15 protein-coding genes are annotated in these 13,393 nt (G+C 60.6%); 7 read left to right on the top strand and 8 right to left on the bottom strand.

From position 1 onward, the window contains the following. The first annotated feature begins 27 nt into the window (after window positions 1–27). Genes PSH66_RS07100 through pdeM form a run of 6 tightly spaced genes read left to right on the top strand, consistent with a single transcriptional unit; the run spans window position 28 to window position 6,570 of the window. Window positions 28–756, top strand: coding sequence for an ABC transporter permease (locus PSH66_RS07100; RefSeq protein ID WP_003172331.1), 729 nt, complete (start codon window positions 28–30; stop codon window positions 754–756). Then, window positions 753–1,463 carry an ABC transporter permease gene (locus tag PSH66_RS07095; protein ID WP_003172329.1) on the top strand — a complete coding sequence of 237 codons (711 nt, stop codon included), beginning with the start codon at window positions 753–755 and terminating at the stop codon, window positions 1,461–1,463. The genes PSH66_RS07100 and PSH66_RS07095 overlap by 4 nt, the downstream gene beginning before the upstream one ends. Before the next feature lie 9 nt (window positions 1,464–1,472). Beyond that, complete coding sequence (locus PSH66_RS07090; RefSeq protein ID WP_305428633.1) at window positions 1,473–2,591, top strand: succinylglutamate desuccinylase/aspartoacylase family protein; 1,119 nt, start codon at window positions 1,473–1,475, stop codon at window positions 2,589–2,591. A gap of 13 nt (window positions 2,592–2,604) precedes the next feature. Further along, complete coding sequence (locus tag PSH66_RS07085; RefSeq protein WP_305428632.1) at window positions 2,605–3,369, top strand: ABC transporter ATP-binding protein; 765 nt, start codon at window positions 2,605–2,607, stop codon at window positions 3,367–3,369. A 58-nt stretch (window positions 3,370–3,427) separates the two neighbouring features. Continuing rightward, on the top strand, window positions 3,428–5,908 hold the full coding sequence (locus tag PSH66_RS07080; protein WP_305428631.1) for a ligase-associated DNA damage response DEXH box helicase: 2,481 nt from the start codon (window positions 3,428–3,430) through the stop codon (window positions 5,906–5,908). After that, window positions 5,908–6,570, top strand: coding sequence for a ligase-associated DNA damage response endonuclease PdeM (pdeM, locus tag PSH66_RS07075; RefSeq protein WP_305428630.1), 663 nt, complete (start codon window positions 5,908–5,910; stop codon window positions 6,568–6,570). Before PSH66_RS07080 ends, pdeM begins: the two co-directional genes overlap by 1 nt. An 11-nt stretch (window positions 6,571–6,581) precedes the next feature. Here the strand turns inward: pdeM and PSH66_RS07070 are convergent, their stop codons facing one another. Together PSH66_RS07070 and dcd are read right to left on the bottom strand one after the other, a co-directional pair. Further along, window positions 6,582–6,779, bottom strand: coding sequence for a hypothetical protein (locus tag PSH66_RS07070; RefSeq protein ID WP_003172321.1), 198 nt, complete (start codon window positions 6,777–6,779; stop codon window positions 6,582–6,584). Window positions 6,780–6,886: 107 nt separating this feature from the next. Then, entirely contained in the window at window positions 6,887–7,453 is a 567-nt protein-coding gene (dcd, locus tag PSH66_RS07065; RefSeq protein WP_003172320.1) for a dCTP deaminase, read from the bottom strand. 388 nt (window positions 7,454–7,841) lie between these two features. Between dcd and PSH66_RS07060 the strand changes: the two genes are divergently transcribed. Beyond that, entirely contained in the window at window positions 7,842–8,051 is a 210-nt protein-coding gene (locus PSH66_RS07060) for a cold-shock protein (protein WP_002554837.1), read from the top strand. 209 nt (window positions 8,052–8,260) lie between these two features. Here the strand turns inward: PSH66_RS07060 and rpoS are convergent, their stop codons facing one another. The 6 genes from rpoS to ispF form a co-directional block, all read right to left on the bottom strand. Beyond that, window positions 8,261–9,268 carry an RNA polymerase sigma factor RpoS gene (gene rpoS / locus PSH66_RS07055; RefSeq protein WP_141064263.1) on the bottom strand — a complete coding sequence of 336 codons (1,008 nt, stop codon included), beginning with the start codon at window positions 9,266–9,268 and terminating at the stop codon, window positions 8,261–8,263. A 105-nt stretch (window positions 9,269–9,373) separates the two neighbouring features. Continuing rightward, window positions 9,374–10,210 (bottom strand): peptidoglycan DD-metalloendopeptidase family protein, encoded by an 837-nt coding sequence (locus PSH66_RS07050; protein ID WP_305428629.1) that lies wholly within the window; start codon window positions 10,208–10,210, stop codon window positions 9,374–9,376. A gap of 207 nt (window positions 10,211–10,417) precedes the next feature. Continuing rightward, entirely contained in the window at window positions 10,418–11,053 is a 636-nt protein-coding gene (locus PSH66_RS07045; protein WP_169899534.1) for a protein-L-isoaspartate(D-aspartate) O-methyltransferase, read from the bottom strand. Between the two features lie 41 nt (window positions 11,054–11,094). Further along, entirely contained in the window at window positions 11,095–11,844 is a 750-nt protein-coding gene (gene surE / locus PSH66_RS07040) for a 5'/3'-nucleotidase SurE (protein ID WP_003172302.1), read from the bottom strand. Then, complete coding sequence (gene truD, locus PSH66_RS07035; RefSeq protein WP_305428628.1) at window positions 11,832–12,890, bottom strand: tRNA pseudouridine(13) synthase TruD; 1,059 nt, start codon at window positions 12,888–12,890, stop codon at window positions 11,832–11,834. Before truD ends, surE begins: the two co-directional genes overlap by 13 nt. Next, window positions 12,887–13,360 carry a 2-C-methyl-D-erythritol 2,4-cyclodiphosphate synthase gene (gene ispF / locus PSH66_RS07030; RefSeq protein ID WP_305428627.1) on the bottom strand — a complete coding sequence of 158 codons (474 nt, stop codon included), beginning with the start codon at window positions 13,358–13,360 and terminating at the stop codon, window positions 12,887–12,889. Before ispF ends, truD begins: the two co-directional genes overlap by 4 nt. Window positions 13,361–13,393 lie beyond the last annotated feature (33 nt).

Genomic DNA, 13,393 nt, shown 5'->3' with positions numbered 1-13,393 from the left:
CTTTTTTATCGCCATAGGTCCTGATTTATGTTCGAAGATCTGTTGCAAACCCTCGGGCTGAGCGCATTCAGTTTGAAGGGTTTCGGCCCGCTGTTGCTGCAAGGCACCTGGATGACCCTCAAGTTGTCGGTACTGTCCCTGGCCGTCAGCGTATTGCTGGGTCTGCTCGGCGCCAGCGCCAAACTGTCCAGCCTGCCCTTCCTGCGCATTCCCGCCCAGCTCTACACCACGCTGATCCGCGGGGTGCCCGACCTGGTGCTGATGCTGCTGATTTTCTACAGCCTGCAAACCTGGCTCACCGGTCTTACCGACTTTATGGAATGGGAATACATCGAAATCGACCCATTCAGCGCCGGGGTCATCACCCTGGGCTTTATCTACGGTGCCTACTTCACCGAGACGTTTCGCGGCGCGATCCTCGCCGTGCCCCGCGGCCAACTGGAAGCCGCCACCGCGTACGGCCTCAAGCGCGGGCAGCGGTTTCGCTACGTGACTTTCCCGCAGATGATGCGTTTTGCCCTGCCCGGCATCGGCAACAACTGGATGGTGATGCTCAAGGCCACCGCCCTGGTGTCGATCATCGGCCTGGCCGACCTGGTCAAAGCCGCCCAGGATGCGGGCAAGAGCACCTATCAGTTGTTCTATTTCCTGGTACTTGCCGCGCTGATCTACCTGTTGATCACCAGCGCGTCCAATTTCGTGTTGCGCCGTCTTGAACGTCGTTACTCCGCAGGCGCCCGGGAGGCCGTGCGATGATCGAACTCTTGCAGGAATACTGGCGCCCGTTCCTTTACAGCGACGGCCAGCACATCACCGGACTGGCCATGACGATGTGGTTGCTCAGCGCCGCACTGGTGATTGGTTTTGTGGTGTCGATTCCGTTGTCCATCGCGCGCGTATCACGCAAGCGCCTGGTGCGTTGGCCGGTGCAGTTCTACACCTACCTGTTTCGCGGCACGCCCCTCTATATACAGCTGCTGATTTGCTACACCGGCATCTACAGCATCGCCGCCGTGCGCGCCCAACCGGTGCTGGATGCATTCTTTCGCGATGCGATGAACTGCACCATCCTGGCCTTTGCACTCAACACCTGCGCCTATACCACGGAGATTTTCGCCGGGGCCATCCGCAGCATGGCCCACGGCGAAGTCGAGGCGGCCAAGGCCTACGGCCTCAGCGGCTGGAAACTGTACGCCTACGTGATCATGCCCTCGGCCCTGCGCCGTTCGCTGCCCTACTACAGCAACGAAGTGATCCTGATGCTGCACTCGACCACCGTGGCCTTTACCGCAACGATCCCGGACATCCTTAAAGTCGCGCGGGACGCCAACTCGGCCACCTTCATGACCTTTCAGTCGTTCGGCATCGCGGCACTGATCTACCTGGCCGTGACCTTCGCCCTGGTCGGCCTGTTTCGTCTGGCGGAGCGCCGCTGGCTGGCCTTCCTCGGCCCGAGCCATTAAGGAGCCTTCATGCGGCATCAGTTACATGATCTGATCGCGCCGGTGCCAGGCACCGCGCGGCAGATCCACAGTTTCCACTTCGGCCCTGCGCAGGCCGAAGGCAAGGTCTACATCCAGTCGTCGCTGCATGCCGATGAGCTGCCGGGCATGCTGGTGGCCTGGCACTTGAAGGCGCGCCTGACCGAGCTGGAAGCGGCCGGGCGGTTGTCGAGCGAAATCGTATTGGTGCCCGTCGCCAACCCCGTGGGCCTGGAACAGGTGTTGATGGACATCCCGCTGGGCCGTTACGAACTGGAGAGCGGACAGAACTTCAATCGCCTGTTTGTCGACCTCAGCGAAGTCGTCGGCGACCAGGTCGAGGCGCTGCTCGGCGATGACGCGCAGCACAACGCCCGGTTGATCCGCGCCGCATTAAGCAGCGCCCTGGCCGGACACACCGCCGCGACCCAATTGCAGTCCCAGCGTTTGGTGCTGCAACGTTTGGCTTGCGATGCCGACCTGGTGCTGGACCTGCACTGCGACTTCGAAGCCGTGGCGCACCTGTACACCACGCCCGAAGCCTGGCCGCAGGTGGAGCCGTTGGCGCGCTACCTCGGCTCGGAGGCCAACTTACTGGCCACCGATTCCGGCGGGCAGTCGTTCGACGAGTGTTTCACCCTGGTATGGTGGCAGTTGCAGCAGCGCTTCGGCGAGCGCTTCCCGATTCCCATGGGCAGCGTTTCGGTGACCGTCGAACTGCGCGGCCAGGGTGATGTGAACCACGGCCTGGCCAGCCTCGACTGCCAGGCGATCATTGATTACCTGATTCACTTCGGCGCCATCACAGGCAACGCGGCGCCGCTGCCCGCGCTGCCCTACCCGGCCACCCCACTCGCCGGCGTGGAACCGGTGGCCACGCCGGTTGGCGGCTTGCTGGTGTTCAGCGCCCTGCCCGGTGAATACCTGGAGGCCGGGCAACTGATCGCCGAAATCATCGACCCCCTTACCGACCGCGTAACGCCCGTGCACTGCCGGAACGCAGGCCTGCTTTACGCCCGTTCGCTACGCCGCATGGCCACTGCCGGGATGGTCATCGGCCATGTCGCAGGTTTACAGGCCTACCGTAGCGGCTATCTACTTTCGCCTTGAGGATGCATGCCCCATGTACAAATTGACCGTTGAAGGCCTGCATAAAAGCTATGGCGACAATGAGGTGCTCAAAGGTGTCTCGCTCAAGGCCAAGACCGGTGACGTGATCAGCCTGATCGGCGCCAGCGGTTCGGGCAAGAGTACCTTCTTGCGCTGCATCAACTTTTTGGAAACCCCCAACGACGGCGCCATGACCCTCGACGGCCAGGCGATCCGCATGGTCAGCGACCGCCACGGCATGCGCGTGGCCGACGACGCCGAGTTGCAGCGCCTGCGCACGCGGCTGGCGATGGTGTTCCAGCACTTCAACCTGTGGAGCCACATGAGCGTGCTGGAAAACATCACCATGGCGCCGCGTCGGGTGCTGGGCTGCAGCAAGCAGGACGCCGAAGACCGTGCGCGTTGTTATCTGGACAAGGTGGGGTTGCCGGCGCGCGTGGCCGACCAGTACCCGGCGTTTCTTTCCGGCGGCCAGCAACAGCGGGTGGCGATCGCCCGCGCGCTGGCCATGGAGCCGGAAGTGATGCTGTTCGACGAACCGACCTCGGCGTTGGACCCGGAACTGGTGGGTGAAGTGCTGAAGGTGATCCAGGGCCTGGCCGAAGAAGGTCGCACCATGATCATGGTCACCCACGAGATGAGCTTTGCGCGCAAGGTATCGAGCCAAGTGCTGTTCCTGCACAAAGGCCTGGTGGAAGAGCAAGGTGCGCCGGAGGACGTGCTGGGTAATCCGAAGAGCGAGCGCCTGCAGCAATTTCTGAGTGGCAATTTGAAGTAAACCTTTGCGGCGCCTGGAGGGTCTGTGGGAATAGACCCTCCGGAATGTCAGCCGCCGTATGGCAAAACCCATCGATTTCGCCAAGCAATGGTTTGCCGCCAAGGGCTGGAAGCCGTTCGCCTTTCAAAAAGACGTGTGGGCGGCAGTCAAACACGGCCAGTCAGGGTTGCTGCATGCCAGCACCGGTGCCGGTAAAACCTATGCGCTGTGGTTTGCCGCACTCAATCGCTTCGCCCTCACTCGCCCGCCCGCTGCCGGTAAACGCAAACCGCCCGCCGAACCGCTGACGGTGCTGTGGATCACGCCGATGCGTGCGCTGGCCGCCGACACCGCTCGCGCCCTTGAAGCGCCGCTTGAGACCTTGCAGATTCCCTGGAGCGTCGGTCTGCGCACAGGCGACACCAGCAGCAGCGAGCGCGCCCGCCAGACCCGGCGCCAGCCAAGCGCACTGGTCACCACGCCCGAAAGCCTGACCCTGATGCTCGCTCGCGCCGACAGCGAGGCCGGCCTGGCGCACCTGCGCATGGTAGTGGTGGATGAATGGCACGAATTGATCGGCAACAAGCGTGGCGTACAGCTGCAATTGGCATTGGCACGACTGCGACGCTGGCATCCGCAATTGATGGTGTGGGGGATCTCGGCGACCTTGGGTAACCAGGCCCACGCGCTGGAGGTTTTAGTCCCACAGGGCGGTGGGATCAATGTGCAGGGGCAAACGGCCAAACAGTTGAAAATCGACACCTTGCTGCCACCGGTCGCCGAACGTTTTCCCTGGGCGGGGCATATCGGTCTGAAAATGCTGCCCCAGGTGGTGGCCGAGGTGAACGCCAGCAGCAGTTGCCTGGTGTTTACCAACACGCGGGCGCAGTCGGAAATCTGGTACCAGGCACTCTTGGAGGCACGGCCGGATTGGGCCGGGGTGATCGCCCTGCACCATGGTTCGCTGTCGCGGGAAACCCGTGACTGGGTGGAGCGGGCCTTGAAAGATGGGCAGCTCAAAGCGGTGGTGTGCACCTCCAGCCTGGATTTGGGGGTGGATTTTCTGCCGGTGGAACGGGTGTTGCAGATCGGCTCGGCCAAGGGCGTGGCGCGCCTGATGCAGCGCGCCGGGCGCTCGGGCCATGCGCCGGGGCGGCCGTCACGGGTGACACTGGTGCCCACACATAGTCTGGAGCTGGTAGAAGCAGCGGCGGCCCAGGACGCGATTGCCGAGCGCCACATCGAAGCCCGCGAATCACCCTACAAACCGTTGGATGTACTCGTACAGCACTTGGTGAGTATGGCCCTGGGCGGCGGTTTTACCCCGGATGCGCTGCTGGAAGAAGTGCGCGGCGCCTGGGCCTATCGTCACCTCACCGAGGTCGAATGGGCCTGGGCCCTGGGGTTTGTGCGCCATGGCGGGCTGTCACTGACTGCTTATCCGGATTACCGTCGTGTGGAACCCGATGAGCATGGCATCTGGCGCGTACCCGACGCACGGCTGGCGCGGCGCCATCGCATGAGCGTCGGTACGATTGTCAGCGATGCGAGTATCCAGCTGAAGTTCTGGAACAAGGGCGGCGGCGGCGCAAACCTCGGAAGTGTCGAGGAAGGTTTTATCGCTCGGCTCAAGCCCGGTGATGGCTTCTTGTTCGCCGGGCGTTTATTGGAGTTGGTACGCGTGGAAAACATGACCGCCTACGTCCGCCGCAGCACCGCCAAAAGAGCTGCCGTACCGCGCTGGAATGGTGGGCGCATGCCGCTTTCCAATGAACTGGCACAGGCACTGGTGGCGCGCCTTGATGCAGCAGCCCAAGGGCATTTCGAAGGCCCGGAGATGCGCGCGGTGCAACCCCTGTTGCAGACGCAGTTGCGCTGGTCGGGCTTGCCTACACGCGGGCATCTGTTGGCCGAAGCGTTGAAGTCGCGGGAGGGGTGGCACCTGTTCCTCTACCCGTTCGCCGGGCGCCAAGTGCACCTGGGGCTGGCCAGCCTGCTGGCATGGCGGGTCAGCCAGGTGCAACCGGTGACTTTCTCCATTGCGGTCAACGACTACGGCTTGGAACTGTTGAGCGCCACGGCGGTGGATTGGCCGGCTTTGTTGAACGTCGCGCTGCTGAGCCCGGCAGACTTGCTGACGGACGTCGTGGCCAGCCTGAACGCCGGGGAACTGGCCTTGCGCCGCTTTCGTGAAATTGCGCGCATCGCCGGGCTGGTATTTGCCGGCTACCCCGGCGCGCCGAAAAGTACCCGGCAGGTGCAGGCATCCAGCGGTTTGTTCTTTGAAGTGTTCAAGCAATATGACCCGCAGAACCTGTTGCTGGCCCAGGCCGGGGAAGAAGTCCTACGCGATGAACTGGATATTCGCAGGCTGGAAGAGACATTACTTCACCTGTCGGCCCTCGAACTCGACCTGCACCTGATCGCACGGCCTACACCGTTGGCCTTTCCGCTGCTGGTGGAGCGGATGCGCGAGAGCATGAGTTCGGAAAAACTGTCGGAGCGCATTGCGCGAATGGTCAAGGACCTGGAAAAAGTCGCGGATAACGGGAAACCCTGATGCATTGTTCAGTGACGCTGCTGGGAGAGGAACTGTGGTTGCTGGCGGACAAGGCCGTATATTGGCCGGCACGCCGATGTCTGCTGATCGCCGATGCGCACTTTGGCAAGGCATCGGCCTATCGCAGCCTCGGGCAGCCTGTGCCGCAAGGGACCACCACCGAGAATCTGCAGCGGTTGGATCGGCTGTTGGCGGCCTATCGGTGCGAAAGAGTGATCTTCCTCGGCGACTTCCTGCATGGCCCCGGCTCCCACGCCAGCGGCACGCTGGCTGCGTTGCGCGCGTGGCGTGAGCGCAACCCTGAGCTGCCCATGACCTTGATCCGCGGCAATCACGATAAACGCGCAGGCGATCCGCCTGTCGACTTGAAGATCGAGGTAGTTCAGGAGCCACTGCTGATGGGGCCGTTTGCTCTGCAACACGAACCGGATGCCCACGCCAGCCATCATGTGCTGGCAGGGCATGTTCACCCGGTGTATCGCCTGCGCGGCAAGGGCCGCCAGAGTTTGCGGCTACCGTGCTTTCAGGTCGGGGGACGTGTGAGTCTGTTGCCGGCGTATGGCGCATTTACCGGAGGATTTACCGTCGCGCAGGACAATGATCGCCAAATCTATGTGATCGGCGATCACCAGGTGTGGCCCGTTCGCTTAAGCGCGGACTGACCTTTCAGGAATCAGGCGACTGGCGCTGGCGGTGGCTCGTCCGGAAGAGTGGGTTCACCCGGTTCGGTAGGCTGTGGATAATCCGGCTCGGGTTGGCCGGGGATGCCGCCCGCGTAGGTGGGATCGGCCATCAGGGACCAGGCCAGAACACCAATCTGGTTGGGTTCAAGCCGGGCAAGTTCAGCGCTGATTCGCGGGTCGATTTTCATAAGGCACTCCTCAAGCGTGGCTCGGCGCGTTTTACACGCGCCGAGGCAGTACACCCAATAGAGTCACTTTCTGCAGACTAATTCCCTTTACGCGTAGGACCTTTCGATCAAGCGCGTGGCAAGGTCACGCCGCGCTGGCCCTGGTACTTGCCGGCGCGGTCTTTGTAGGACACTTCACAGGCCTCATCAGATTGCAGGAACAGCATCTGCGCCACGCCTTCATTGGCGTAGATTTTCGCCGGCAGCGTGGTGGTGTTGGAGAACTCCAGAGTCACATGGCCTTCCCACTCGGGCTCAAGCGGCGTCACGTTGACGATAATGCCGCAGCGGGCGTAGGTGCTTTTACCCAGGCAGATGGTCAGCACGTCGCGAGGAATACGGAAGAACTCCACGGTGCGCGCCAGAGCGAAAGAGTTTGGCGGGATGATGCAGACGTCGCTCTTGACGTCGACGAAGCTCTTTTCGTCGAAGTTCTTAGGGTCGACGATCGCCGAATTGATGTTGGTGAACACCTTGAACTCATCGGCGCAGCGTACATCGTAGCCGTAGCTGGAAACCCCGTAGGAGATCACACGGTCATCGCCTTCGCCACGAATCTGGCGCTCAACGAACGGTTCGATCATGCCGTGCTCTTGCGCCATGCGGCGAATCCACTTGTCCGATTTGATGCTCATGGCGGGTGTCCTGAATAGCGAGGTGGAAAATTCTGTTGGGCATCTTACCGGGGCCGGCGTTGGGGTTCAAAGGCCGTCGGGCTTTTCTTGACGAATGCACCGCTTGCTATAAGCCATGGCCCACGTGGCCGGGGACCAAGTAACCATGCCCAGTGAGCGTAAATACCACCGCCAGTCACGAAAATAGAGAAACCTTCGGAAATACCATTGGCACGTTCCTGAAAAACGGTTAAGGTGGCGTCACTGTGTTGCTTGTGTCACTGAGAATCTCTACACGATATGTTGAATTTCGATCCAACCATCTCCAAGAATTTTTCCTGCTCTTTGCACTCAGTCTCGGCCAGGGCTTTTCCTGAGTCGCAGTTAACTTTGTTCAAGGAGTTACACCATGTCTAATCGCCAAACTGGTACCGTTAAGTGGTTCAACGATGAAAAAGGCTTCGGCTTCATCACTCCACAATCCGGTGACGACCTGTTCGTTCACTTCAAAGCTATCCAATCCGACGGCTTCAAAAGCCTGAAAGAAGGCCAACAGGTTTCTTTCATCGCTACCCGCGGTCAGAAAGGCATGCAAGCTGAAGAAGTTCAAGTTATCTAACTTGTACTGACTTAGTCGAAAAGACCCCGCCCTCAAAAGCGGGGTTTTTTTATGCCTGGATTTCTTGAAATACCCGAACAAACGCCAGGCAAAAAAATGTGGGAGGGGGCTTGCTCCCGATAGCGGCGTGTCAGTCAATACTTCCAGTGACTGAACTACTGCTATCGGGAGCAAGCCCTCTCCCACACTCAAGCTTTAAAGCTGCGTCGTTATTGGAACAACGACTCACTCGACAAGCCGTTCTTCTCCAGGATCTCACGCAAGCGCTTGAGCCCTTCTACCTGGATCTGTCGCACCCGCTCACGGGTCAGGCCGATCTCCAGGCCTACGTCCTCCAGGGTACTGCTCTCATGGCCACGCAGGCCGAAGCGGCGAATCACCACCTCACGCTGCTTGTCCGTCAGCTCAGACAGCCACTGGTCAATGCTTTGGGAAAGATCATCGTCCTGCAACAGCTCGCAAGGATCCGTAGGGCGATCATCCGTCAGGGTGTCCAGCAGGGTTTTATCCGAATCCGGGCCCAGCGAGACATCGACCGAAGACACACGCTCGTTAAGACCGAGCATACGCTTGACCTCACCCACCGGTTTTTCCAGCAGGTTGGCGATTTCTTCGGGCGAAGGTTCATGATCGAGCTTCTGAGTCAGCTCACGCGCTGCCCGCAGGTAGACGTTGAGCTCCTTGACCACATGGATCGGCAAACGGATCGTGCGGGTCTGATTCATGATCGCCCGTTCGATGGTCTGGCGAATCCACCAGGTGGCATAGGTTGAAAAACGGAAGCCCCGTTCAGGGTCGAACTTCTCCACAGCCCGGATCAAGCCCAGGTTGCCCTCCTCGATCAGGTCCAACAGGGAGAGGCCACGATTGACGTAGCGTCGGGCGATTTTCACCACCAGGCGCAGATTGCTTTCAATCATGCGCTTGCGCCCGGCCGGGTCACCCTTTTGCGACAAGCGCGCAAAATGGACTTCTTCTTCGGGGGTGAGCAGAGGGGAAAAACCGATTTCATTGAGGTACAGCTGGGTCGCGTCGAGCGCCCGCGTGTAGTCAATGTATTTGTGTTGCTTTAACGCGGTGGAGTTCTTGGATTTGGTGCGAACTGAAGGTTTAGCAGCCCCTTCATCATTCGACATCGATTCCTTATCGATACCGGTCTCCATAAGGAGAACCTCATCGTCGATGTCAAACTCCGGCGCTTCTTTACTGAGAGCCATTGTTATAGTCCTTTGGTGAGTTCGACCTCAAGCTCAAGCGACGCCTTTATCCTTGGCAACGCTGGAGCCTGTTCCTTCTACGTGAGGAACAGGCTGTGCAACACATCAACGACGGGGTAGGAATTGCAGAGGATCTACAGGCTTCCCTTGGCGGCGAATCTCAAAATGCAGCTTCACCCGGTCTGTCCCCGTTGAACCCATTTCGGCAATTGTCTGTCCGACTTTGACCTGCTGCCCCTCCCGAACCAACAGCCTGCGGTTATGACCGTAAGCACTGACGTAGGTATCGCTGTGTTTGATGATGACCAGCTCGCCGTAGCCCCGCAAACCACTCCCGGCGTATACCACTGTCCCATCAGACGCAGCTAAAACAGGCTGTCCCAAATCCCCGGCGATATCAATGCCTTTATTCAAACTACCGTTTGAAGAGAATTTTCCAATTAACACTCCGTTTGAAGGCCATCCCCAGCCGGTCGGCGCAGGCCCGGCAGGTGGCAACGGCGCGGGTGCCGGCTTGCCGGCAGTACTCGGTGCGACCGTGCCGGCAGGCCGGGTAATGTAGGTGGTCTTGCTCGAAGACGAGGGCGAAGATCCGGTGTTTGTCACAACTGCCGTAGGCGCGGCGCCCGTGCGGCCGTCGAAGCGAATCGTCTGCCCCGGATGGATCGTGTAGGGCACCGGAATATTGTTACGCGCTGCGAGCGCCTTGTAGTCCCAACCATAGCGGAAGGCGATCGAAAACAAGGTGTCACCCTTGCGCACCACATATTGCCCGGTGGTCACCGTGGGCCTTTGCGGCGCGGCATTAGTGCGGTCAACGACCCGCGCGCCGCTGCTCGGCGAACTGGAACAGCCTACCAACACCGAACTGAAGACAAGGCCAAGCACCAGTCGCTGAAAGCTTGTTTTACTCATACGCTGCGCAAGACCTGTGAGACTCACCCGCCGCTCCCTTTGTGGTGGCTGAATATGAACGCCTGTATCAGGCTTGAAATGTGACGCAAGTATAACTGGGCATTGAAGTTTTACCGGCACACGACTGAAACGAATCATTCAGCGTGTTGAATCACTGCGGCCATCATGTTGACTTGATAGACCCCGCCGTAAGACACATCCCTATCAACAGAATTCACTGCCGACGAAAATTGATCAGGCCAACGGGCCGTTGAGCAACGGCACAAAGCGTACGGCACCCAGTACATGCCGGGAAAAACCGTCATCTTCACGCACGATAAGCATCAATTGTTGCACTTCGCCGGAGCCCACCGGGATGACCAGGCGCCCGCCCGGCGCCAGTTGGTCGAGCAACGCCTGCGGAACATCAGTGGCCACGGCCGTCACGATGATACCGTTATAAGGCGCCAGTGCCGGCCAGCCTTCCCAGCCATCACCCCAGCGGAATACCACGTTACGCAGATTGAGCTCCACCAGACGCTCCTTGGCACGGTCCTGCAGCACCTTGATGCGCTCCACCGAGAACACCCGCTCCACCAGCTGCGACAGCACAGCGGTCTGGTAGCCGGAACCGGTGCCGATCTCCAACACCTTGTCCAACGGCCCCGCCGCCAGCAGCAGCTCGCTCATGCGCGCAACCATGTAAGGCTGGGAGATGGTCTGGTTATGGCCGATGGGTAACGCCGTGTCTTCATAGGCCCGATGGGCCAGGGCCTCATCCACAAACAGATGGCGCGGCGTGCGGCGGATCACTTCCAGCACCTGGGCGTTGGACAGGCCTTCTTCGTACAGGCGCTGGATCAAACGCTCACGGGTACGCTGGGAGGTCATCCCGATGCCGCGACGCAGCAGGTCGTCTTGTTCACGAGCCATCAGCGCAGCCCCTCCAGCCAGCCATCGAGACCACGGAAGGCATCACTGAAGGTGCGATCGAGTTGCAACGGGGTAATCGACACATAGCCTTGCATCACCGCATGAAAGTCCGTGCCCTCGCCACCGTCTTCGGCGTCGCCCGCCGCGGCAATCCAATAGCCTTCCTTGCCTCGCGGGTCGACCACCTTCAACGGGGCCGTCGCCCGGGCGCGATGGCCAAGGCGTGTCAGCTGGATACCGCGAATGTGATCAAGGGGCAAATTGGGAATATTGACGTTGAGCACCGTGCGCGGCGGCAAGTCCAGGGAGCCATGGGCCTCCACCAGCTTGCGCGCGAAATAGGCGGCGGTGGGCAGGTTGTCGAGTTGGCGTGAAGCCAGGGAAAACGCGAACGAGGTGCGGCCCAGGAAGCGTGCTTCAAGGGCTGCGGCCACGGTACCGGAATACAGCACGTCATCGCCCAGGTTTGCCCCGAGATTGATGCCCGACACCACCAGGTCCGGCTCCTGCGCAAGCAGACTGTTGATCGCCAGGTGCACGCAGTCGGTGGGGGTACCATTCACGCTGATAAAGCCATTGGCCAGAACCTGCGGGTGCAGGGGACGGTCGAGCGTCAGCGAACTGCTGGCGCCGCTCTTGTCCTGGTCGGGGGCAACCACCACGCACTCGGCATAATCTGCCAGCGCAGCATGAAGCGCGGCAAGACCGGGTGCGGTGGCACCGTCATCGTTTGATATCAGAATACGCATGGGCTGTCCGTCTGCCCCACCGGCACCAGATCAACAAGCTCGCGCACCAAGACAGTGGCGAAGCATCCGGCCGGCAGGACGAATTCCAATTGCAGAATGTCAGGCCCGGGATAATGCCACGTCAACCCGCCAATGGGCAGCCGCAGAATGCGACGTTCCTGGCTCATGCCGGCATTCACCAGCCAATCGCGCAGGTCGGCTTCGCTGGCGGCAATCGCCTGTTCCAGCTCATGGGTCGCGCCGGTCGCGGGCGAATCGCCCTCACCCCATTGCGGCCCGGTCGGGTGCAGGTCGAGGATCGCCAGGCGCGGGTCGCTGCATTCAGCTTCGCCCGCCGGGAAAAAACTGCGGCTGTCGGTAAACGCCAGCAAGTCGCCGACCTGGGCCCGTTGCCAGGAACCGTCGGCAACGCGCGCCGCCAATACCTTGTTAAACAGAAAACTGCGCGCGGTGGACAGCAACCGCGAACGCACATTGCGCTGTTCGGGCAAGGCCTTGCGCGCGGCCCACTCACGGGCGTCAACCACATTGCCGCCGTTATGACCAAAACGCTGAGCACCAAAATAGTTGGGAATGCCATGCTGGGCGATCAACTGCAAGCGTGCGTCGATAGCCGCATGATCGCCGGTCAATTGAGTCAGGCGCAGGGTAAACCCGTTGGCCGAATGTGCGCCACGCTGCAGCTTGCGTTTGTGCCGCGCGGTTTTCAGGATTTTGAGGGTGTCGTTTTGCGCAGCGCTCATGTCCGGATCCGCCTTGCCCGGCAACTGCACGCTGAACCACTGGCGGGTCAGCGCCTGGCGGTCCTTGAGCCCGGCATAGCTGACGGTGCGCAACGGCACGCCGGCGGCCTTGGCGATACGGCGCGCGGCTTCCTCGGTGTTCAGGCCACGCTTTTCCACCCACAACCACAGGTGCTCGCCGTCGCCGGTCAGCGGAATATCCAGCACTTCGTCGACCTGGAAATCTTCGGCGGTGGCCTTCAGGACGGCGCTGCCCAAGGCGTCGCCATAGGCACGCGGGCCCAACAGTTCCAGATCATTCATGCGCGCAGCAACAAGGCGACGGAGTGCACCGCAATGCCCTCTTCACGACCGGTAAACCCGAGCTTTTCGGTAGTGGTGGCTTTCACGTTCACTTGATCCAATTCAATGTTCAGGTCGGCGGCAATCAGTGCGCGCATCGATTCAATGTGAGGCGCCATTTTCGGCGCCTGGGCCACGATGGTGTTGTCGACGTTAGCGACCTTCCAGCCCATGGCATGGATCAGGCCGACCACATGGCGCAGCAACACGCGGCTGTCCGCGCCCTTGAACGTCGGGTCGGTGTCCGGAAAGTGCTTGCCGATATCACCCAACGCCGCCGCGCCGAGCAAGGCATCGCTCAAGGCATGCAACACAACGTCGCCGTCGGAATGAGCCAACAACCCATGGTGGTGTGCAATACGCACGCCGCCCAGGGTGATGAAATCGCCTTCAGCGAAACGGTGCACATCGTAGCCGTGGCCAATACGCATAAAAAAAAACGCCCCGATTTTATTCAGGGCGTG

The organism is Pseudomonas sp. FP597 (assembly GCF_030687435.1).
GTDB classification, from domain to species: Bacteria; Pseudomonadota; Gammaproteobacteria; order Pseudomonadales; family Pseudomonadaceae; genus Aquipseudomonas; species Aquipseudomonas lactucae.
Note: the sequence above shows the minus strand (reverse complement) of the source record. Positions and strands in the feature narration are given on the sequence as shown.